The organism is Streptomyces purpurascens, assembly GCF_045040895.1.
GTDB lineage: Bacteria > Actinomycetota > Actinomycetes > Streptomycetales > Streptomycetaceae > Streptomyces > Streptomyces purpurascens.
In genome coordinates this window covers 1,413,754-1,435,038 of the sequence record NZ_CP108341.1, presented here as the reverse complement: position 1 = coordinate 1,435,038, position 21,285 = coordinate 1,413,754, and the positions used below count along the sequence as shown (strand labels likewise).

General features: G+C 72.4%; 21 protein-coding genes. 4 read left to right on the top strand and 17 right to left on the bottom strand.

Features of this window, described 5'->3' with window-relative positions; genetic code table 11:
* Positions 1-13: 13 nt before the first annotated feature.
* The 3 genes from OHU35_RS06510 to OHU35_RS06500 form a co-directional block, all read right to left on the bottom strand.
* Complete coding sequence (locus tag OHU35_RS06510; protein ID WP_189724451.1) at positions 14-1,027, bottom strand: hemolysin family protein; 1,014 nt, start codon at positions 1,025-1,027, stop codon at positions 14-16.
* On the bottom strand, positions 1,024-2,364 hold the full coding sequence (locus tag OHU35_RS06505) for a hemolysin family protein (protein ID WP_189724450.1): 1,341 nt from the start codon (positions 2,362-2,364) through the stop codon (positions 1,024-1,026). The genes OHU35_RS06510 and OHU35_RS06505 overlap by 4 nt, the downstream gene beginning before the upstream one ends.
* A gap of 156 nt (positions 2,365-2,520) precedes the next feature.
* Positions 2,521-3,402 (bottom strand): MBL fold metallo-hydrolase, encoded by an 882-nt coding sequence (locus tag OHU35_RS06500; RefSeq protein WP_189724449.1) that lies wholly within the window; start codon positions 3,400-3,402, stop codon positions 2,521-2,523.
* Between the two features lie 104 nt (positions 3,403-3,506).
* On the opposite strand from OHU35_RS06500, the gene OHU35_RS06495 reads away from it, so the two are divergent.
* From OHU35_RS06495 to OHU35_RS06485, 3 genes are read left to right on the top strand one after another with little or no spacing between them, the layout of a single operon-like run.
* Entirely contained in the window at positions 3,507-3,716 is a 210-nt protein-coding gene (locus OHU35_RS06495) for a hypothetical protein (protein WP_184599577.1), read from the top strand.
* Positions 3,703-5,094 carry an amidase gene (locus OHU35_RS06490; RefSeq protein ID WP_189724447.1) on the top strand — a complete coding sequence of 464 codons (1,392 nt, stop codon included), beginning with the start codon at positions 3,703-3,705 and terminating at the stop codon, positions 5,092-5,094. The genes OHU35_RS06495 and OHU35_RS06490 overlap by 14 nt, the downstream gene beginning before the upstream one ends.
* Before the next feature lie 58 nt (positions 5,095-5,152).
* Positions 5,153-5,710, top strand: coding sequence for a TetR/AcrR family transcriptional regulator (locus tag OHU35_RS06485; RefSeq protein WP_405509179.1), 558 nt, complete (start codon positions 5,153-5,155; stop codon positions 5,708-5,710).
* Here OHU35_RS06485 and OHU35_RS06480 read toward each other — a convergent pair.
* A complete protein-coding gene (locus tag OHU35_RS06480; protein ID WP_189724446.1) occupies positions 5,707-6,132 on the bottom strand; it encodes a GNAT family N-acetyltransferase in 426 nt (141 codons plus the stop codon). The two genes, OHU35_RS06485 and OHU35_RS06480, sit on opposite strands and share 4 nt — an antisense overlap.
* 159 nt (positions 6,133-6,291) lie before the next feature.
* On the opposite strand from OHU35_RS06480, the gene OHU35_RS06475 reads away from it, so the two are divergent.
* Positions 6,292-6,951 (top strand): phosphatase PAP2 family protein, encoded by a 660-nt coding sequence (locus tag OHU35_RS06475; protein WP_405504995.1) that lies wholly within the window; start codon positions 6,292-6,294, stop codon positions 6,949-6,951.
* Positions 6,952-6,958: 7 nt separating this feature from the next.
* Here the strand turns inward: OHU35_RS06475 and OHU35_RS06470 are convergent, their stop codons facing one another.
* The 13 genes from OHU35_RS06470 to OHU35_RS06410 are packed head-to-tail and all read right to left on the bottom strand — an operon-like array spanning position 6,959 to position 21,283.
* A complete protein-coding gene (locus tag OHU35_RS06470) occupies positions 6,959-8,293 on the bottom strand; it encodes a glutamate-1-semialdehyde 2,1-aminomutase (protein ID WP_405504994.1) in 1,335 nt (444 codons plus the stop codon).
* Complete coding sequence (locus tag OHU35_RS06465; protein ID WP_359894988.1) at positions 8,290-8,850, bottom strand: dTDP-4-dehydrorhamnose 3,5-epimerase; 561 nt, start codon at positions 8,848-8,850, stop codon at positions 8,290-8,292. The genes OHU35_RS06470 and OHU35_RS06465 overlap by 4 nt, the downstream gene beginning before the upstream one ends.
* The gene (locus tag OHU35_RS06460; RefSeq protein WP_405504993.1) at positions 8,847-10,073 is read right to left on the bottom strand and encodes a polysaccharide pyruvyl transferase family protein; all 1,227 of its coding nucleotides are present in this window, start codon (positions 10,071-10,073) and stop codon (positions 8,847-8,849) included. The genes OHU35_RS06465 and OHU35_RS06460 overlap by 4 nt, the downstream gene beginning before the upstream one ends.
* On the bottom strand, positions 10,070-11,017 hold the full coding sequence (locus OHU35_RS06455) for a glycosyltransferase family 2 protein (RefSeq protein ID WP_189724441.1): 948 nt from the start codon (positions 11,015-11,017) through the stop codon (positions 10,070-10,072). Before OHU35_RS06455 ends, OHU35_RS06460 begins: the two co-directional genes overlap by 4 nt.
* Positions 11,014-12,303 (bottom strand): hypothetical protein, encoded by a 1,290-nt coding sequence (locus tag OHU35_RS06450; RefSeq protein WP_189724440.1) that lies wholly within the window; start codon positions 12,301-12,303, stop codon positions 11,014-11,016. The genes OHU35_RS06455 and OHU35_RS06450 overlap by 4 nt, the downstream gene beginning before the upstream one ends.
* A gap of 5 nt (positions 12,304-12,308) precedes the next feature.
* A complete protein-coding gene (locus tag OHU35_RS06445; RefSeq protein ID WP_405504992.1) occupies positions 12,309-13,583 on the bottom strand; it encodes a DUF4910 domain-containing protein in 1,275 nt (424 codons plus the stop codon).
* Positions 13,580-14,605, bottom strand: a complete 1,026-nt coding sequence (locus OHU35_RS06440) for an NAD(P)-dependent oxidoreductase (protein ID WP_189724438.1) — start codon at positions 14,603-14,605, stop codon at positions 13,580-13,582. The genes OHU35_RS06445 and OHU35_RS06440 overlap by 4 nt, the downstream gene beginning before the upstream one ends.
* A 3-nt stretch (positions 14,606-14,608) precedes the next feature.
* Positions 14,609-15,256 carry a PIG-L deacetylase family protein gene (locus OHU35_RS06435; RefSeq protein WP_189724437.1) on the bottom strand — a complete coding sequence of 216 codons (648 nt, stop codon included), beginning with the start codon at positions 15,254-15,256 and terminating at the stop codon, positions 14,609-14,611.
* Positions 15,253-16,047, bottom strand: a complete 795-nt coding sequence (locus OHU35_RS06430) for a glucose-1-phosphate cytidylyltransferase (protein WP_189724436.1) — start codon at positions 16,045-16,047, stop codon at positions 15,253-15,255. The genes OHU35_RS06435 and OHU35_RS06430 overlap by 4 nt, the downstream gene beginning before the upstream one ends.
* Entirely contained in the window at positions 16,044-17,294 is a 1,251-nt protein-coding gene (locus OHU35_RS06425) for a class I SAM-dependent methyltransferase (RefSeq protein WP_405504991.1), read from the bottom strand. The genes OHU35_RS06430 and OHU35_RS06425 overlap by 4 nt, the downstream gene beginning before the upstream one ends.
* The gene (locus OHU35_RS06420; RefSeq protein ID WP_359894997.1) at positions 17,291-18,514 is read right to left on the bottom strand and encodes a glycosyltransferase; all 1,224 of its coding nucleotides are present in this window, start codon (positions 18,512-18,514) and stop codon (positions 17,291-17,293) included. Before OHU35_RS06420 ends, OHU35_RS06425 begins: the two co-directional genes overlap by 4 nt.
* A 2-nt stretch (positions 18,515-18,516) precedes the next feature.
* A complete protein-coding gene (locus tag OHU35_RS06415) occupies positions 18,517-19,761 on the bottom strand; it encodes an O-antigen ligase domain-containing protein (RefSeq protein WP_405504990.1) in 1,245 nt (414 codons plus the stop codon).
* Between the two features lies 1 nt (position 19,762).
* The gene (locus tag OHU35_RS06410) at positions 19,763-21,283 is read right to left on the bottom strand and encodes a right-handed parallel beta-helix repeat-containing protein (RefSeq protein ID WP_405504989.1); all 1,521 of its coding nucleotides are present in this window, start codon (positions 21,281-21,283) and stop codon (positions 19,763-19,765) included.
* Between the last annotated feature and the right edge of the window lie 2 nt (positions 21,284-21,285).

Here is a 21,285-nt window from a genome sequence, read left to right as displayed (position 1 = left end):
CCGGTGGCCCCGCTCACGTCCGCTGGCCGAACAGCTCCCGCAGTACGTCCTCCATGGTCACCAGACCGGCCAGCCGTCCGTCCTCCCCGATGACAGCCGCGAGGTGCGTACGGCTTCCCCGCATCGCGGTGAGGACGTCGTCCAGTGGTGTGTGCTCCCGCACGCGCGCGATGGGCCGCATGTCCCGCAGCCGGAACGGCACATCGCGCCCCACGGCGTCCAGGGCGTCCTTCACATGCAGATAGCCGACGATCCGCCGCCCCTCGTCCACCACCGGGAAGCGGGAGAACCCGGAATCCGCCGTCAACTGCTCCAGCTCGTCCGGAGTGACGCCCACGCTCGCGTACACCACCCTCTCCAGCGGCAGCACCACGTCGCGCACCGGGCGGCGGCCCAGCTCCAGTGCGTCGTGCAGCCGCTCCTGGGCGCGGTCGTCGATGAGGCCGGCCTCGCTGGAGTCCTTCACGATCTGCGCTATCTGGGCGTCCGAGTAGGAGGCGGCGACCTCTTCCCTGGCCTCCACGCGCAGCAGCTTCAGCAGGGTGTTGGCGAAGGCGTTCACCGTGAAGATCACCGGGCGCAGTGCCCGGGACAGCGCCACCAGGGGCGGGCCGAGCGCCAGCGCGCTGCGCACCGGCTCGGCGAGCGCGATGTTCTTCGGCACCATCTCGCCGAGCAGCATGTGCAGATACGTGGCCAGGGCCAGCGCGATCACGAAGGACACCGCGTGCCCCGCGCCCGCGGGCACGCCCACCGCGTGGAACACCGGCTCCAGCAGGTGCGCGATCGCCGGTTCGGCCACCACACCCAGCACCAGCGTGCACAGCGTGATGCCGAGCTGCGCGGCGGCCATCAGCGCCGACACGTGCTCCAGGCCCCACAGCACGCTCTTGGCGCGCCGGTCGCCCCGGTCGGCGTAGGGCTCGATCTGGCTGCGGCGCACTGAGATCAGCGCGAACTCGGCGCCGACGAAGAAGGCGTTGACGACGAGCGTCGCCAGACCGATCAGCAGTTGTACCGCGGTCACAGCTCCGCTCCCTTCTCGTCGGGCTTCTCGTCGTCGAGGGGCGCCCGCAGCCGGACGCGCGCCGCCCGGCGGCCCGCCGCGTCCAGGACCTCCATCCGCCAGCCGGCGACCTCGAGGGTGTCACCGACGGCCGGTATCCGGCCCAGCACCGTCGCCACCAGCCCGGCGAGCGTCTCGTACGGCCCCTCCGGCGCGCGCAGCCCGACCCGCTCCAGGTGGTCCACGCGCGCGGAGCCGTCGGCCGAGTACAGGGCGTGGCCGGCCTCGTCCGTGCCGGCCGCGGCGAGGTCCGGCAGCTCGTGCGGGTCGTGCTCGTCGCGCACCTCGCCGACGACCTCCTCGACGATGTCCTCCAGGGTGGCCACGCCCGCCGTACCGCCGTACTCGTCGATCACGACGGCCATCGTGCGCTTGCCGGAGAGCCGGTCCAGGAGCCGGTCGACGGTGAGCGTCTCCGGGACCAGCAGCGGTTCGCGCATCAGCTCGGAGACGAAGATCCGGGTCCGGCGCTCGGCCGGTACCGCCAGCACGTCCTTGACGTGCGCGGTCCCCACGACCGAGTCGAGGGTCCCGCGGAAGACGGGGAAACGGGACAGGCCGGTCGCCCGGGTCGCGTTGGCCACGTCCTCCAGGGTCGCCTGCACCTCCAGGGCGACGACCTGCACCCGGGGCGTCATCACGTTCTCGGCGGTCAGGTCGGCGAGGTTCAGCGTCCGCACGAACAGCTCGGCGGTGTCGGCCTCCAGGGCGCCCTCCTTGGCGGAGTGCCGGGCCAGTGCCGCGAGCTCCTGCGGTCCGCGTGCCGAGGCCAGCTCCTCGGCGGGCTCCACACCGATCCGGCGCACGATCCGGTTCGCCGTGTTGTTGAGGTGGGTGATGAAGGGCCGGAACGCGGCGCTGAACCAGCGCTGGGCGTTGCCCACGGTCTTGGCGACGGCCAGCGGCGAGGAGATCGCCCAGTTCTTGGGAACCAGTTCGCCGACCACCATCAGGAACACCGTCGACGCGGCCGTGCCGAGCACCAGCGCGAGGCTGTGCGACGCCGACCGCGAGACACCCACGTCCTCCAGCGGCCCGGCGATCAGCGCGGCGATCGACGGCTCGGCGAGCATGCCGACGACCAGGTTCGTGACGGTGATGCCGAGCTGCGCCCCGGACAGCTGGAACGTCAGGCTCCGTACGGCCTTCAGCGCGCCCTGCGCGCCCCGCTCGCCGCGCTCCACCGCCTGCTCCAGCTCGGCGCGCTCGACCGTGGTGAGGGAGAACTCGGCCGCCACGAAGGCGCCGCAGGCGAGCGAGAGCAGGATCGCCGCCAGAAGGAGGAGCACTTCGGTCATCGGTTCACCCCCGTTCCATGGTTCTCCAGGACGGGGCGGAACGCGCGGTGTCGCGCACGGGGAGGCTCGCCCATGGGCGGACGCTCACAACCTTTCATGCAGAACCGAGTGGCCATCCAAGGGTAAAGGATGGGCAAAGTCCTTCCGTGGGGGTGCTCAGGGCGAGTCGGCGGGGACGGGTGCGAGCCGGTAGGCGCCCTCGTGGGCGACGACGTTACCGGCGGTCGGCGGCGCGAAGTGGGTGCCCAGGAGAAGGGTGTCCGTACCGGCGAGCGAGTCGAGCAGCCCGCGGCGCGAGGCCTCGGACTGCCCGGGGTCGATGTCCACGCAGGCGCCGATGCCGGGGTGGGTGAGCTGGACGGGGTGGTGGACGCAGTCGCCGGTGATCAGCGCCGTCCGTCCGTGACTGGTCAGTTCGACGGCGAGGTGGCCGGGGGTGTGCCCCGGGGTCGGGATCAGGCGCAGACCCGGGGCGACTTCGACGCCTGCGGCGGGGACCTCGACGAGGTCGAGCCGCCCCGCCTCCTCCACCGGGAGCACGGAGTCGCGGAACATCTGCGCGCGAGCCTCGTCCATGGCGTACCCGGCCCAGAACTCCCGCTCGACGCGGGAGGTCAGGTAGCGGGCGTGCGGGAAGGTGGGCACCCATGCGCCGTTCACCTCCCGGGTGTTCCAGCCGACGTGGTCGGCGTGCAGATGGGTGAGGATCACCAAGTCCACCGAGTCCGGGGGGAATCCGGCGGCGGTGAGGCGCCGCAGATAGTCGGTGTCGAGGTCGTGCCAGGCGGGATTGGCCCGCTGCTTGCCGTTGCCGATGCCCGTGTCCACCAGGACACGCAGCCCGCCGGCGGTGAACGCGAAGCTGTGGCTGTCGAGGCGCAGGACACCCTCGCCGTCCGCGAAGTGGGGGCGCAGCCAGTCCTGCCCCGCGACGACGTCCGGTGTGGCGTCGGGGAGCAGCCACGGTCCGGTGGCGGGCGGCAGGGCCACCTCGTCGATGCGGTGGACGGCGACGTCGCCCACGGTCCAGGTGGTCATCTGTCTCTCCTTACACTCTTAAAGCAATCTGTTTGCGTTTAGTCGACCGTAGGTCCTACAGTCCACTAACGCAAACAGTTAGCTTTTATAGCTCAGGGGAGTCCATGTCCTCCACCGAACTCACGCCTCCGGAAGCGGCCCGCTGGGCCCACCGCGCCGGACTCGTCCTGTCCGTCGACCGTCACGCCGCCGTCGCGGCCACCGCCGACCACATCCACTCCGTCGTCGCCGTCCTGCGCGAGCTGGACTTCGGCGACACCCCGCCCGCTCCCGCCTACCGCGCGGCACAGGAGGCCCACGATGCAGCCGTATGAACTGACCCTCAGCGCCGCCGCCGACCTGATCCGGGCGCGGCGGCTGTCCCCCGTCGAGCTGGCGGACTCCGTGCTGGAGCGCGTCGAAGAGGTCGAGCCGCGGCTCGGGGCCTATGTCACCGTCACCGCCGAGCACACCCGCCGGGCCGCCCGCGAGGCCGGGAAGGACATCGCGGCCGGACGCTACCGCGGTCCGCTGCACGGCATCCCGATGGGCCTGAAGGACCTGATCGACGCCGCCGGAATGGCGACGTCGGCCAGTTCACGGGTCAGGGCCGACCACCGCGCGCACGCCGACAGCACCGTCGCCGCACGTCTGTCGGCCGCCGGAGCCGTCCTGGTCGGCAAGACCCACACCCACGAGTTCGCCTACGGGCTGACCACCCCGCAGACCAGCAACGCCTGGGACCGCGACCGGGTCGCCGGCGGCTCCAGCGGCGGATCGGCGGTCGCCGTCGCCGCGGGCGCCGCCACCTTCGCCCTGGGCACCGACACCGGCGGATCCATCCGGGTGCCCGCCGCGCTCAACGGGGTCGTCGGCCTCAAGCCGACCTACGGCCTCGTCCCGCGCCACGGCGTCACCTCGCTGTCCTGGTCCCTGGACCACGTCGGCCCGATCACCCGCACCGTCGAGGACGCGGGCCTGGTCCTCGACGCCCTGGCCGGCCACGACCCCCGCGACCCCGCCTCCCTGACCACGCCCCCGGCTGACTACCGGCCGACCGAGGGCACCGACCTGAGCGGACTGCGGATCGGGGTGCCGCGCACCTGGTACTTCGACCACGTCGACGCGGAGGTGGAAGCCGCCGTCCGGAGCGCGATCGACCGGCTCCGGAGTCTCGGTGCCCGGCTCGTCGACGTCGAGATCCCCATGACCCGCTACATCCAGGCCACCCAGTGGGGCCTGATGGTGCCCGAGGCCACCGCCTACCACGAGAGCACCCTGCGCACGGTCCCCGAGCTCTACCAGGCCGACGTCCGCATCCTCCTGGAGGCCGGGGAACTGATGCCCGCCGGGGACTACTTGCGGGCCCAGCGCTCCCGCACCCTCATGCGGCAGGAGTGGGCGAGCATGCTGCGGGAGGTCGACCTGATCGCCGCCCCCACCCTCCCCGCGACCGCGGTCCAGGCCGGCCAGGAGACGATCACCTGGGCCGACGGCACCGTCGAGGGCGTCTCGGACGCCTATGTGCGGCTCTCCGCCCCCGCGAACATCACCGGGGTGCCGTCCCTGTCCGTACCGGTCGGCCACGACACGGGGGGCCTGCCGATCGGCATGCAGCTCCTGGGCCGGCCGCTCGGGGAGAGGCTGCTCCTGCGGGTCGGGCACGCCTACGAACAGACCCGTCCCGCCCGCGAGCTCGCGCCGGCGGCCTGAATGAGCAGCGCCCCAGACGCAAAGGGTTCGCTTTAAGGTGGGTTCCGTGAGCAGACAGATGGTGCGCCCCGGGGGGCGCAGCGCCCGGGTCCAGGCATCGGTGCACGCCGCCGTGCGCGAACTCGCCTCGGAGCTGGGCCGGGACGCCCTGACGGTGCCGCTGGTCGCCCAGCGCGCGGGCGTGACACCGTCGACGATCTACCGCCGCTGGGGCGACCTGCAGGTACTGCTGTCGGACGTGGCGGTCGAGCGTCTGCGGCCCGACACCACGCCCGGCGACCACGGCGCCCTGCCGGCCGACCTGACGGCCTGGGCCGAGCAGTTCCTCGACGAGATGGCCGCGCCGGCCGGCCGCGCCTACATCCGCGACGCCCTGCTCGGCGACCCGGACGGCGGCAACGCCGGCCAGTGCTCGGCCTACGCCGCCGAGCAGATCGGCCTCGTCCTCACCCGGGCGGCCGGGCGCGGGGAGCGGACACCCGACGTCGAGACGGTGATCGACCAGGTCGTCGCGCCCATGATGTACCGCATCCTCTTCCGCCCGGACGGACTCGACGCCGCCTACGCCCAGCGGCTCGTGGCCGGGGTTCTCGCACCGGCCGGAGACACTCCCTAGCCGGCGAGGGGCTTGACCCAGCGCCGCCAGTGGTCCTCGCGCCGGTAGCCGGCCGCGTCCCAGGTGTGGTGGGCCTGTTCGTTGGCTTCCAGGACCATGGCGTCGACGCGTCGTCCGCCCAGGGCCGCGAAGCGCTGTTCGACGGCTTCGAGGAGGGCGGTGGCGATGCCCTGCCGGCGGTGGTCGGGGTGCACGGCGAGCCGGTAGGCGGAGCAGCGCCATCCGTCGAAGCCGGCTATGACGGTGCCGGTGAGGAGGCCGTCGCGCTCGGCGAGGAGCAGGGCCTCGGGGTCTCGTGCGATGAGGCGGGCCACTCCGTCGTGGTCGTCGCTGATGCTGGTTCCCTCCGCGGCCTCGCGCCAGAACCGCAGTACGGTGTCGATGTCCGAGAGGGTCGCGCAGCGGATGTGAAGATCGCTCATGGGGCGAGCCAAGCAGAACACCGGCCTGTCCGGCGATCGGGTTTCAGTACCCGGACACCGCCTGTTGGTTAGGGTGGCCACCGGAGACCGACGGCGCCCGCGCGGGCCGGGTCGGACACGACGGGGGGCTCGTTCGTGGGGAGTTGGCGCCCAGCGGTCATGGCTGCCCACCGGTCGGCGCCCGCGGTGCTGCCCCCGCCGCTGCGCGGATGGCTCGGGCTGATCGCGGTCCTCGCCGCGCTGGTGGTCGTCGCGCTCGGGGTCCTGTACGCCGGACACAGCGAGCCCGGCACGGTGGACGGGTGGATCCAGCCGACGGTGGACGGTGCGGGGCCGCCGTGGCGGTCCCTCGCACTGGCCACGGACTTCTTGGGGGAGCCCGTGGGAGCGGCGGCGCTGGTCGTGGCCACCGTGACGGGCTGTCTGCTCCTGCGACAGCCTCGCGCGGCGGTGCTCGTCGTCGCCGGCACCGGCCTGGCCGTGGGGACGACGAAGCTGCTCAAGCCCCTGGTGGGACGCACCATCCACGACGGGCACCTGTCCTACCCGAGCGGACACACCGCCTTCGCCACCGCGCTCGCCCTCGCGGTGGCGCTGCTCGCGACCGGCCGGCTCGGCCTCGGCAGGACGGCCGGCACATCACTCGTGCTCGCGACGGCGCTCGCTGCCGGCATCGCCATGGGCTGGGCGCAGGTCGCCCTCGGCGCGCACTACCCGACCGACGCCCTCGGCGGCTGGTGCACCGCTCTGGCGGTGGTACCGGCGACCGCCTGGCTGATCGACCGGGTGGCCGACGCCCGTTGGCAGCAGCGCCGCTGACGTCACGTCACGCCAAGCGGCGGAACACCGGCTTCACCGGTCGCCCTGCCAGCCAGGGGGTGGGGTCGGCGGCGTCCAGTGCCTTCCGGTACACCGCGCATGCCTGGGCCACCACGTCGACGGTGTGATCGATGTCGGCGTCGCCGAGCGCGCTGCTCACCACGAACGACGGGGCCAGTATGCCGCCCGCGAGGAGCCGGCGCAGGAACAGGGTGCGGTACTGCTGCGACGGCTGCCGGTTCTCGTCGAGGGTGGCGAAGACCAGGTTGCTGGCCCGGCCCCGGACGACGACGTGGTCGCCGACGCCCATGCTGTCCGCCGCGTCGCGGACACCGGCGGCCAGCCGCTCGCCGAGGGTGTGCAGCCGCGCGGTGATGCCCTCCTCGACGTAGGTGGTCTGCACGGCCATCGCGGCGGCGAGCGAGTGCGTCTCCGCACCGTGCGTGGTGGACAGCAGGAACACCCGTTCGCCGGAGTGGCGCAGTCCGCCCAGTTCCATCAGATCGCGGCGCCCGGCCAGTGCGGAGACGGCGAACCCGTTGCCCAGCGCCTTTCCGAAAGTGGAGAGGTCGGGGACGACGCCGTACAGGCCCTGGGCGCCCGCCTCGGACCAGCGGAGGCCGGTGATCATCTCGTCGAAGATCAGTACACAGCCGTGCCGGTCGGCCAGCTCGCGCAGGCCGGCCAGGTATCCGGGCGGCGGCTCGGTGTGGGTGGCGGGTTCGAGGATCAGGCAGGCGACCTCGTCCCGGTACCGGGTGAGCAGTTCCTCCGTGGCGGCCAGGTCCCCGTAGGGGAATGCCACGGTCAGCTCGTTGGTCGCCGCCGGAATGCCGGCGGACATCGGCGTGGTGCCGATGAACCAGTCGTCGGTGGAGAAGAACGGATGGTCGGCGCAGAGGGCCACCCGCGGGCGCCCGGTGGCGGCGCGGGCGAGGCGCACCGCGGCGGTGGTGGCGTCGGAGCCGTTCTTCGCGAACTTCACCATCTCGGCGGTCGGCACGGTGGCCAGGAAGCGTTCCGCCGCCTCGACCTCCACGATGGACGGCCGGACGAAGTTGCTGCCGCGGTCGATCTCCCGCCGTACCGCCTCGGTCACCCGCGGGTGGGCGTGGCCGAGGCTGACCGACCGCAGCCCTGACCCGTACTCGATGTAGCGGTTGCCGTCGATGTCCCACACATGGGCACCGCGGCCGTGGCTGATGACCGGGGCCAGGTTCTCGGGGTACTGGTCGTCGCCCTTGGCGTACGTGTGCGCGCCCCCGGGGATCATGGCGTGCAGCCGCTCGTTCGCCAGCCGCGACCGGGGCAGGAGGAACTCTTCGGACTCTTCGGTGTTCACGCTGACTTCAGCTCTCTCTGCTTCAGGACCTCGGCGAGACCCGGCGCCTTCCGGTCCCGCCCGGACATCGACGTGACCGGCAGCGGCCAGGGAATGGCGAGCTCCGGGTCGTCGAAGGCGATCGTCACGTCCTCGGCGGGATCGTGCGGGCGGTCGATCCGGTACGAGGTGTCGGCGGTCTCGGTCAGCGCCTGGAAGCCGTGCGCGCACCCCGCCGGGATGTACAGGGTCACCTGCGTGTCGCCGGACAGCTCGAAGGAGGCCACGTTGCGGTAGGTCGGCGAGTCCGGCCGCAGGTCCACGACGACGTCGAAGATCCTCCCGTACGAGCACCGCACGAGCTTGGCCTCGCCGGCGCCGGAGCGCAGGTGCAGGCCGCGCAGCACGCCCCGGACCGAGCGGGACAGGCTGTCCTGGACGAAGGCGTCCGGGTCGAGGCCCACCGAGCGGACCACGTCGGCGTCGAACGTGCGGCAGAAGAAGCCGCGTTCGTCGGCGTACGGGGTCGGCTCGAAACGGTACGCGCCGGCGATCGCCGGGACTTCGATGGCCTTCATGGAGTCTCCTGCCGGGTGGGGGCCTGCGCGTGGTCGGTTGCCGGGAACAGGGCGGCGGTCAGGGCGGTGAACTGGTCCTGGAGTTGCCGGGCGGCGACCAGGTTCCGCTCGGCGAGAGTCCGCCGCAGCTCCGCCGATCGCTTCTCCAGCGCCCGGAACTGCTCCAGCAGCCGGTCGGCGTCCACCTCGCGAGCCGGATGGCAGTACGTGGCAAGGCCCATCCGGTCCATGAGCGCGTCGCTCTTCGCCGCGTAGCTGAGGGCGAGCGTCGGGGTGCCGGCCTTCAGGGCGCAGATCAGGTTGTGGTACCGGGTCGCCACCACGGTGTCGGCGGCCGCCGTCTCCTTCATCAGGTCGGCCAGCGAGGCCGTTTCGGCGGCGGTGACCAGCGGCGAGTCCACCGCGTCGAGGATCGCGGCGACCACGGACCGGTCGCACTCGTCGCCGGTGAGCAGCCGGACCGGCCTGCCGTCCTCGGCCAGCGCGCGGACGAACCGGGTCGTCCCGTCGAGGTAGCGCCGGTGGATCTCCTCGGCCCGGGCGCGGTCGTCGTCGCCGCCGTGGAAGTCCATGACGCCGACGCAGACCGGGCCCGGCGGGACCGAGGGTGCGCCGGGCCGTGGTGCCGGCAGGGCGAACGCGAGGTCCGGGTAGACCTCGTCGCGCGCGGTGTCCACGCCCATCTCCCGTAGCGCGTCGCGGGATGGGGCGTCACGGTACGAGCGGTAGGCGGCCAGCCGCGCCGACCGGCGCACCAGGGTTCGGGTCAGGCGGTTGCCGATGGGGGCGGCGCCGACGCCGACCAGCGCGACCCTGGTGCCGAACAGCCGGCCGGACGCGCAGAGCAGGAACAGCGCGTACGGAAAGCCCCACGGCCGCAGCGGCAGCGTGGCCTCCAGGACGCCCATGCCCGGCACGATCACCACGTCGTGCCGGCGCACCCAGGCGGCGGTGCGGACGACGTCGACGAGTTTGCCCAGCCCCTTGCCCACGATCGCGCCCGCACGGGACGCGGTCCGGTACTCCCCGCGGTACCAGTGCAGCCGCGTCGCGGGGATCCCGTACCGGGCCGTGACGACCTCGGGTCCGCCGCACAGCGCGTCCACGGCCGCATCCGGGTGCTCGGCGCGGAGGTACCCGAGCACGGCCTCCAGCGATCCGTCGTTGCCGAGGTTGCCGGAGCCGAGCAGGCCGAACACCCCGACGCGTACGGGGGATCTCATGGCTTCCGCCCCTCGCGTCCTGCGACGAGGTCGTCGACGGAGACGGTGAGCTTGGCCGGGTCGACCGGGGCGCGGTCCTCGACCCGCTCGCCGGCGCCCGGCCGGACCCGGCTCGTCATCCACTCGCCCAGGTGGCGGTAGCACGCGCGCCGGTCGGCCGCGGACAACGGCGCCCGCCGGATCGCCGAGACGAAGCCCAGGACGTACTCGGCGAGCAGCCGGGGCGTCGGGTGCAGCGGGCCTGCCCGGCGCGGGTCCAGGTTGACGCACCGGGAACGCTTGCTCGGGTTCGCCCGCTCGGCGCGGGTGGGGTGGTCGCGACGGAAGTACAGCAGCTCCGGCACCTGGTGGAAGGGCCCCTGGAGGACGATCTGGGCGACGAACGTGCGGTCCGCGTGGTGGTAGCTGTCGTGCGGCCGCACCCGGCGCAGCATGTCGGCACGCATCACCCCGTAGAAGTCGTCGCCACCGGGCTCGAACAGGAAACTGCGGAAGCGCTCCGGTGCGTGCCGTGAGTCGGTGGCGAGCCCGTACTCGTACGGGACCTTCACCTGCCCATCGCCGTCGATGACCGCCTGGTCGCTGTGCGCGAGGACGATGTCCGGCCGCTCGTCCAGCGCCTCCACGCAGCGGCGCAGCAGGTCGCGGGCGTAGAGGTCGTCGTGCGAGGCCCACTTGAACAGCTCGCCGCGGCACTGGGTGAACACATGGTTGTGGTTCGGCGCGGCGCCGATGTTCCGGGGCAGCCGGAGATACCGGACGCGTGAGTCCTGCGCGACGTACTTGCGGCAGATCTCCTCGGTCCCGTCGGTCGAGGCGTTGTCGGAGATGACCAGCTCGAAGTCCTCGTAGGTCTGGCCGAGGAGGGCGTCGAGCGACTCGGCGAGGTACTCCTCGCCGTTGTACACGGGCAGGCCGATGCTCAGCCTGGGTCGGGCGGTCATGGCGTCCTCACTTCGGGAATGGAGTCCTGGTGGTGCTCGCGCAGGGCGGAGCGCAGCTGGAGCCACCACACGGCGGAGGCGGCGAGGGTCGCGGCGGCGACGCCCCAGGCCGAGCCGACCGTGCCGGCCAGGGCCGCGCCGCCGAGCCCGCCTGCCACGTAGCAGGCGGAGGCGAACAACTGGCAGCGCAGGCTGCGCCGGGCCGCGGCGAGCGCGCGCAGCCCGGCCGCCGCGCCGGTGCCGAGGCCGGCGCCCGCGACGCCGAGGGTGACCGGCACGATGAGCTGTGCCGCGGAGTGCCAGACGTCGCCGAGCACGAGCTCGCCGAGCCGGTCCGGCATCAGCAGCAGCGCCCCGCCCCAGAGCAGCGCGGCGACGGCCTGCCCGCCTCCCAGCAGAAGGCAAAACCTGCCCAGGCGGTGCGGGGCCCGCCGCAGCACCCGTGCCGCCTCCGCGACGGTGACCAGCGAGAGGCCCATCAGCACGGCGAGGAACGGGCCGAGCAGGAGCTCGGCGCCCCGGACCGCACCCACCGCCCCGACCCCGACGATCGCGCCGAGCCCGTACGCCCGCAGCTGGCTCGCGCCGCTGAGGCTGACGTTCTCGACGAGGTACCGGTAGCCGAGGTCGCGCTGCTCGCGGAGCCACGCGCCTGCCTGGGCCGTGCGGGGCAGGATGCCGGACTGCATGTAGCCGTACCCCGCGGCCACCGTGGCGGACGCGCCCCAGGCGAGCACGAAAGCGGCCACGCTGCCGACCCGGGCCGCCACCAGCATGGCCGGGACGAGCGCGACGCCCCACACGAGGTCGTTGACGAACGCCTTCTTCCCCGTGCCCGCGGCGAAGAACGAGTACCGCCAGGCGTCTTGGAGCAGCAGCCCCGGCAGCATGACGCCGAGACAGGCGAACGCGGGCCCCACCTGGCCGCCGAGAGCGAGGCCGGCCACCAGACACGCCGCACCGATCGCGGCACCGACGCCGAGCGCGGTGCCCGACGACCGGGCCACCGCCCCGCGCCAGGCCGTGTCCGACACGCCGCTGAAGCGCACCACGAGCGGGTCGGTGGCCAGGCCCCGGGAGACGTTGAGCACGACGCCGTAGGTCACCCAGGCAAGGCTGAACACACCGAACGCGGTCACCCCCAGCGAGCGTGCCACGCAGATCCCCACCGCGAAGTTGCTGATACTGGAGGCCGCCTGGTCGGCCAGTCCCCAGGACAGCCGGCCGGCGAAGGCCCGCCGGGTGGATCCCGCCGGTGCCGTCGCCTTCTCCTCCTCGGTGGTCATCCGCCTCATGCCTTGATCAGCCCGGCGCCGTGCAGGGCGCCGGCCGCCGCGGCGACGGTGTCGAACGGCAGCCCGGACCGCTCGGCGACGTCCAGCAGACTGTGCTCGCCGTCGGAGAGGCTGAGCACCCAGAGCATGGCCAGCTGGGCCTGCTTGGTGTCGCTGCGGCCGCCGAGCGCGTCGTACAACCCGCGTCGGCCCAGCTGTGGTTCGCCGTAGGGGCTGAGGTTGAGGTACCGCCGGTTGCGGTCCAGCACGGCGAACGCCTCGCGGCAGACGGCGAGCGTGTCCGCCATCGCCTCCGGGGAGACGAAGTCCGGGTTGTCCGCCGAGGTGTGGTACTCGGGGTAGCCGGCGTACGGGGTCCGGCTGAGCGATCCCACGCCGAGATCGAACCCGGGCGAGCAGAACTGCCGCTCGTCGTAGCCGTACGGGGTGAACTCGTTGACGTGGTGCGGGCGTTCGGAGGCGGCAAGGACGTGCCGCATCACCCGGTCGATCTCCGCGTCGCCGCGTCTGCTCTGTTTGTACGTCAGTCGGCCCGAGTCGCCGGCGCAGGCCAGCACGAGGCCGTGCTTGACCCGCTCGATCCGTTCCGCGTTGCGGGCCAGCCAGGTGATCGCCCCGATGGTGCCGGGCGCGAACAGGAACCGGTAGGTGTAGTACGGCTTCTCCCGCGCCAGCGCCCGGGCCAGGAAGGTCGCCACCGCGATGCCGGCCAGGTTGTCGTTGGCCAGCGACGGGTGGCAGACGTGGCAGGAGACGATCACCTCGTCGGCGACCTGCCCGGGGACCACGTGCTCGGCGTAGGTGAGGTGGCCGTCCGCGAGGGTGGAGTCGACGCACACCTCGTACTCGCCGTCCGGCAGCGCGTCCAAGGTCTCCTGGGCCAGGCAGAAACCCCATTCCGGCTGGTAGTAGCTGGTGCGGTACGGCACCCAACTCGGGTGGTCCGGCAGGGTGTGCAGGTGTCCACGCAGCTCGGCCAGCGGCATGGTCGCCGACACCGGCACGCTGTAGCCGAGCACGTGCAGGCTGGACGCGGCGAAGTCGACGACCCGCCTGCCGCCGGCGTCGGCGATGTACGCGTCCCGGATGTTCCACTCCTGCGGCACCGTCCAGTCGAGCACCTGAGTCCCGGTCGGCACCTCGTGCACCCGCAGCGGGACGTACTCGCCGACGATCTCCAGGGTGGCGCGCACGCCGTCGCCGGTGATGCTCCGGCAGAGCGGGTACAGCCGCTCCACCAGTGCGTGCATCTCCTCGCCGACTGCGGTCATCGGCGCCACCGCAGGGTGTCGTCGACGGTGCCGGCCTCGGACGCGGCGCGCAGCACGGCGAGCCGGGTGAAGCGTCGCTCGAAGTCCTCCTGGGTCAGCCCGTGTTCGCGGTAGGCGTCGGCGAGTTCGAGCGCGCCCCGCTTCACCGTCCACTCGCAGTCGAAGCCGGGGATCGCGGCGCGGAACCGGGAGAAGTCCACCCGGTACGACCGCGGATCGGCACCGGTCTCCCCGGTGATCACCACCTTCGAGCCGGACACGGCCTCGGCGACCTGCTCGGCGATCTCGGCCACCGTGACGTTGTTGATCTCGCTGCCGATGTTGAACGCCCGGTCGTGCACCGCTTCCCTCGGCGCGGCCAACGCGGCCGTGAAGGCCCGTGCGATGTCGGCGGCGTGCACCAGCGGGCGCCACGGGGTGCCGTCGGAGAGCACCAGCACCTCGCCGGACAGGAGCGCGTGGCCCACCAGGTTGTTCAGCACGATGTCGGCGCGCAGCCTGGGGGAGTAGCCGAAGGCGGTGGCATTGCGCATGAACACCGGGCTGAAGTCGCCGTCGGCCAGCGCGTGCAGGTCGTCCTCCACTCGCACCTTGGACTCCGCGTACGGAGTCACCGGGCGCAGCGGGGCGTCCTCGCCCACCAGCTCGCCGCCGCCGGCGGCACCGTAGACCGAGCAGGTCGACGCGTACAGGAAGCGCCCCACCCCGGCGTCGCGGGCCAGCCGGGCCAGCCGTACGGAGGCGTGGTGGTTGATGTCGTAGGTGAGCTCCGGAGCCAGCGATCCCAGCGGGTCGTTGGAGAGCGCGGCGAGGTGGATCACGGCGTCCACGCCGGCCACGTGTTCGGCCGTGACGTCGCGCAGGTCCACCCGGTGCCCGGACGGGTCCGCGGGCGTCGGGCCGAGGACACAGTCGGCGAACAGGCCGGCGTCAAGACCGACGACCTCGTGCCCGGCGGCGGTGAGGACCGGGGCCATCACGGTGCCCAGGTAGCCCTGATGTCCGGTCAGCAGTACGCGCAAGGTTCATTCCCCCAGGTCGAGAGTGAGTTTGGTGACGGCGAACGCCTCGGCGTAGCGCTCGTGGCATTCGATGCCGCGGATCCGTGCGAGACCGAGGAAGGCCTCCCGGTCGTACCAGGGCCGGTGCCGCTGCGAGGGGTAGTGCTCCTGCAGCAGCCGCACCTTCCGTTCGGCGGTCTCCGGCGCCAGCGGCTGGTACGCCGCCGGACGGCCGAGGTCGCCGTCCCACTTGACGATCTCGTAGCCGAGCACGAGGTGGTCGCGGAACGCGGTGGGCAGCAGTCGCGCCAGGCCGCGGTGGTCCTGGTGCGCGTCATCGGTACGCGGGGCCAGCACCAGATCCGGCTCGGTCCGCTCGCGCAGTTCCTCGACGGCGGCCTTGGCCTCCTCCCAGTGGGCGGGCATCCGGCCGTCCGGCAGCTTGAGCACGGTCAGCCGCAGGTCGGCGCCCGGGCAGAAGGCGGCGAGCGCGGCCCGCTCCTCCTGCTCCCGCTCGCTGCCACCGCCCGAGAGCACCAGCGCGTCGACACGGATGCCCGGCCGCGCGCGGCACAGCGTCAGCAGCGTGCCGCCGGCGCCGATGGCGATGTCGTCGCAGTGCGCGCCCACCGCGACGATCCGGTCCAGGGACCCGGCCCCGAGCCGGATCACGCCCGCGCTCCGGCGGTGTCCCGCTCCCACACGGCCCACGGCCGGTCGCCCCGGGCGTAGGCGTCGTCGAGCGCGGCCCGCTCCTTCACGGTGTCGGTCGGCTTCCAGAAGCCGCGGTGCTGGTGCGCCACCAGCCTTCCCCGCTTGGCCAGTTGGGCGCATCCGTCGGCGACCAGGTCCCCGTTCTCCGGGATGTGGTCGAAGACCTCCTGGCGGAGCACGAAGTAGCCGCCGTTCTCCCACAGCGGCATGTCGCTCACCGCGGTGATGCCCCCCACCAGGCCGTCCTCGCCCAGATCCACGCAGTGGAACGAGGACTGCGGCGGCACCACCATCATCGAGGCACCGGCGTCGCGCCGGGCGAACCGGTCGATCATCTCCGGCAGCGGGGCATCGGTGAGCACGTCGGCGTAGTTGGCGAGGAACATCTCGTCGCCGTCCAGGTGGTGCCGCACCCGGCGCAGCCGCTCCCCGATCGGCGACTCGATGCCGGTCTGCGCGAACGTGATCGTCCAGTCGGCGATGTCGGTGGACAGCAGCTCGGTCCGCCCGCCCCGCAGCACGAAGTCGTTGGACGTCGTCTCCTCGTAGTTGAGGAAGAAGTCCTTGATGTGGTGCGCCCCGTACCCGAGGCACAGGATGAACTCCGTGTGCCCGTGGTACGCGTAGTAGCGCATGACGTGCCAGATCAGCGGCCGCGGGCCGACCATCGCCATCGGCTTGGGCATGTCGTCTGCGGCACCGCTCCGCATCCGCAGTCCGTAGCCGCCGCAGAACAGGACGACCTTCATGCTGTGACCTTTCGAGACGAGACCTCGACAATGCTCAGTTCCGGGATGGGAAAGACCAGCCGGCCGCCCCACTCGTGCACGAAGGACAGCTGCTCGACCAGCTCGTCCCGCAGGTTCCACGGAAGGACGAGGACGTAGTCGGGTCGGTCGGTGCCGATCTGCTCGGGCGGCAGGATCGGGATGCGGGTGCCCGGGGTGAACCTGCCGTGCTTGTACGGGTTGCGGTCGACCGTGTACGGGAGCAGGTCGGGCCGGATGCCGCAGTGGTTGAGCAGGGTGTTGCCCTTGCCCGGGGCGCCGTAGCCGACGACCGTCTCACCGCGCTCGGCGGCCTCGATGAGGAACCGCAGCAGGTCCCGGCGCACCTTGGCCACCCGGGCGGAGAACTCGGAGTACCCGGACAGTTCCTGCAGCCCGGCGGCCTTCTCCCGGGCCAGCACGTCGGCCACCCGCCGGGTCGGCTCGCCGGCCACCTCGGCCGGCCGGGCCCACAGCCGGATGGAGCCGCCGTGCGTGGGCAGCAACTCGACGTCCACGAGCGCGAGTCCGCCGCTCGCCAGCGCCCGGATCGCGGACGCGACCGTGTAGTACTGGAAGTGCTCGTGGTAGATCGTGTCGTACTGGTTCTCCTCGATCAGGGTCAGCAGGTGCTGCACCTCGATGGAGACCCAGCCGTCGTCGGCGACCAGGGCGCGCAGCCCCCGGGTGAACCCGACGACGTCGGGGATGTGCGCGTACACGTTGTTGGCCACGACCAGGTCCGCCGGGCCGTGCTCTCCGCGGACGGCCGAGCCGGTGTCCGGGTCCAGGAACTCGGTGAGCGTGGGCACACCCGCGTCCCGCGCCGCGGCGCCGACGTTCACCGAGGGCTCGATGCCCAGGCAGCGGATCCCCCGGTCCACCACATGCCTCAGCAGATACCCGTCGTTGCTCGCGACCTCGACCACGAAGGCGTCGGTGCCGAGCCCCAGCCGCTGTACGGCGTCGGCGACGAACGTGCCCGCGTGCTCCACCCACGAGGTCGAGTAGGAGGAGAAGTACGCGTACTCCTTGAACGTCTCCTCCGGCGTGATCAGCGGAGGGATCTGCGCCAGCCAGCAGTCGGTGCAGACCCGCAGGTGCAGCGGGTACGCAGGCTCCGGCTGGTCCAGTTGGTCCGCGGCGAGAAAGCTCTCGCACGGCGGGGTCGCCCCCAGATCGACGACGCTCGCCGGCGCCGCCGAGCCGCAGAGTCTGCATCGTGTCATTTACTGCCCCCCATTGATTCGGTCCCCGATTGATTCCGTCCGCCCGCGATCGCGGTGCGGTACCCCTCCACCAGGCGCTCCAGGCCGACGGCCGGGCTGAAGCCCTGCTCGTAACGGCGCCGGGCCGCCTGGCCCATCTCCCGGCCCAGGGCCGGCTCGGCCGCGATCCGGCGTATGCGGGACGCGAGCGAGGCGGGGTCGCCAGGCCGGTGCAGCAGCCCGGTCACCCCGTCCTCGACGAGTTCGACGAAGGCGCCGTGACCGGCGGCGACGGTCGGGACCCCCGCCGCCATCGCCTCCACGACCACCAGGCCGAACGCCTCGAGCCATGTCGAGGGAGCCACCACGGCGACCGACCGCGCGACGGCCCGCCGGCACTCCGCCGGGTCCAGCAGACCGACGTAGCGCACGTCGTCCCGGCCCGCCGCCCAGGCGGTCACCTCTCGCTCCAGCGGTCCCGTGCCGGCGATCACGAGCGGCACGCCCACACCGCCGCCCGCGGCGATCTCGTCCCACGCGGCCATGAGCAGCCGCACGCCCTTGGCCTCCGCGAGCCGGCCCAGGTAGAGCAGATGCTCACCGTCGCCCACTCGGCGGGCGCCCGGGTCGGGCACGAAGTTGTGCTTCACCGCCAGCCGCTCGGCCGGCATGCCGGCCCGCACCAGGACCTCGCGCTGCGCCGCGGAGATGCAGAAGAACCGCTCCACGCCGGACCACCACCGCCGCCGGTTGACCGACAGGCTCACCGCGAGCGGCACCGTCGCGAGGCGGGAGTTCCGGTAGCAGCCGTGCCGGACGGCGGGCAGCGGCGTCGACCCGACGCACTCGGCGCACGGCCGGCCGTCCCGTTGCAGCGTGCCGGGCGGGCAGACCTGGGTGTAGTTGTGCAGCGTGGCGACGGCGGGCACCCCGGCGTCGGCGCAGGCGGCCAGTACCGCCGGCGACAGCAGCGGGAAGACGTTGTGGACGTGCACCACGTCCGGCCGTTCGGTGCGCAGCCGGGCGGCGAGTTCCGTGCGGACCGCCGGGTTCCACGGCACGAGGAGCGGCAGCGCCGCCTTGCCCAGCAGGGACCGGGCGGCGATGTCGTCGCTGCGCCGCTCGAACAGCCCGACCCGGTGGCCGGCCGCGCGCAGCAGCGCCACCTCCTGGTCGACGACCTTGTTCTCCCCGCTCGGCTGCGCCGAGGCGTAGCGGTTGTGCACCACGAGGACATGCATGGTCAGGTCACCTCCGATGTCCGGGCCCAGCGCGGGGCGCGTCGTCGAGGGACGCCGGGCGTCGCGAGGGGAGTGGCGGCCTCGGCAGGTGCCGCCAGCAGCGAGGCGGCCACGGCCAGATGCAGCAGATACGGCGAGGCGTCGCCCAGCCCGGCCTCGGTGTACGACGCGATCGCGCAGTAGCTGATCAGGAAGATCGCGCAGGCCCTCGACAGCGACGGTGGCCGCAGCAACGCGACGCCGCCCAGCACGATGATGATCGCCGCCACCAGGGCGACGCCGGTCAGCCCCTGCTCGTGGTAGACGGCCAGCCAGCTGTTGTCGATCGGCAGCCCGCCGAACGACTTGTCGCCCAGGCCCGCGCCCAGCAGGTACTCCGAGGTCGACCGGGGCGCTGCCAGCAGGGCGTCCCAGACCTTGGCCCGGCCGGTGAGGCTGGTGAAGTTCTCCTGGCTCTGTCCGCGCAGGAACCACGCCTGCAGCGCGGAGCCGAACCCCACCGCGGCCACGGCGGCGCACAGCACCGCCCAGGCGAAGAACCGGCGGGCGGCGGCACTGGTCAGGACGAGCGAGCCGATCGCCAACGCCAGCCCGATGAACAGGCCGAGCGTCGCTGTCCGGGTATGGGTCAGCGCGAGCAGGACGAGTGCCGGCACGACGACCACCGCCGCGCTGCCCCTGGTGGTCCGGCGGCCCAGAACGAGCAGCACGGTGAGCCCGGTGATCACCGCGGCGTACTGTCCGATCTGCGGCGGGGTGAGCGGCCACAACGCGCCGACCAGCCGCCCGCCGTAGAGCTCGGGCAGGGCGGCGCCCGGTGAGATGACCAGGCCGGCGGCCACCGACCCGAGGACCGCGAAGTACATCCGGATGTGGTGCCGGACGAACGTCAGGCCGCCGTCCCACCAGCGGCTGAGCAGCCACAGCGTGCTCACGAAGAGAGCCAGCCGGGCGCAGCGGAACAGCGCGCCGAACCCGGACTCCAGGTCCGCGCTGGAGATCACGCTCGGCACCAGCAGCAGGGTGAGCAGGAAAACGAAGGCACTGGCCCGGATGCGCAGCCGGAGATTGACCGCGAGCGCCAGCGCGAACGCGGCGACCAGCGCGCCCATGGTGACCATCTGGATGAGGGAGCGGGGCAGCGGGACGATGGTCTTCGCCCCGGCGGAGCCGAGCGTGTTGAGGATCAGCAGCCCCCAGGCCGTACTGACGATCTTCGACGTGTGGTCCGTGTGGTCCGGGCTCATCTCAACCACCGTCCCGTGCGCCGAAGGTGCTGCCCGCGTCCTGCTGGTACGGCGTGCCCTGCCACTGCACGAAGTCGAGCACCCGGCTCGGGTCGTGGGCGACGAACTTCCACGGTCCGAGGTAGACGTTGTCGTGCCAGCGGTTGTGCTGCTCGCGGGTGATCGCCTCGGCCACCCGCTCGCCCTGGTAGGGCGACCAGTCCGGATAGGTGCCGTAGTTGGCCAGCACCGCCATGCGGTCGCACTTGACCGTGCACTCGACGACGGACGTGTCCAGTACGAAGCGGTTGTGGTGGATGTCCACCCGCTGGGTCTTCCACCGGCAGTCGGCGTAGAGCGGTGCGGTGGCGATCGCCGGACGCGCGCAGCGGTCGGTGTCCTTCACCAGCAACGTGCAGTCACCGGAGGAGGTGTTGGCCGGGCTGTTGCAGAACCGGTCGGCGTTCTCCCACAGGGTGATCCCGGACCAGTTGTTCTCCAGCACGTTCCGGTAGATCTCGATCTTGTCCGTGCGGGCTCGGATCCGTGGTTCGCCGCCGGACTCGGACAGGTAGACGGTCGCGAACGGGAAGTTGTCGCCGCGGTCGGCGTACCGGCGACCCTCGACCCGGTTGTTCCGCCGGATCGTGTTCTTCCGGATGACCGCGTTGTAGCTCGTCTCGTAGATCAGCGCGGCACCGTCGTTGGCCTCGAGCACGTTGTCCTCGATGCGGAAGTCGTTGTTGTTGGTGTCCGCCCACAACCCCGCTCCGCGGTTGTCGTGCACCCAGTTGCCGCGTACGTCGGCGCCGTCGACGGCCCAGAACTTGACGCCTCCGGTGCAGCCGCAGCCCTGCCGCCGCCGCTCCCAGTCGCCGGTGTTGTTGCCCACGATCTCGTTGCCCTCGACCACCAGGCCGCTGATCCGGCCGGTGGCCTTGTACGCGTTCATGCCGTACTGACCGTTGCCGCGCAGGCAACTGGCGCGGACCCGCTGGCCGGCACCGGCCATCAGCCCGGCGCCGGAGTTGTTCTGGATCGTCGCGTGCTCGATCACCCACCCGTCGGCCGAGTCATGGTTGACCACGCCCTCGTTGTGCGGCGCGACGAAACCCTGCACGGTCAGGTGGCGGATGGTGACGTCGCGGGCGGTGCCGCCGAACGCGTACTGGTTGGTCCTGCGGCCGTCGAGCACCGCGCCTGGCGCGCCGAGGTAGGTGTTCCCCTTCTTGGGGATCACCTGGGCGTAGCGTTCCGGCTCGAGCCTGTGCCGGCCCGGTCGAAGCCAGAAGGTGGTGTTCGGAGGGCTGCTCTTGGTCTTCGCGGCCAGGTCACCGGCCACCGCGGGATCGACCGTCACCGCGCCCGCCGGCGCCTTCGCCGGCCCGGCCGCGGGCTCGGCGCACACCCGGGCCACGGACGCGGACGGCGCGGCGGTCGGCTGCGGCCGCGCGCCCGGCGTGCTCTCACAGCCGGTCACCGCCAGCAGGGCCAGCGCCAGCGGTGCCGCCGGCCACGCCCAGGGCCGCCACTTGATCCCCACGC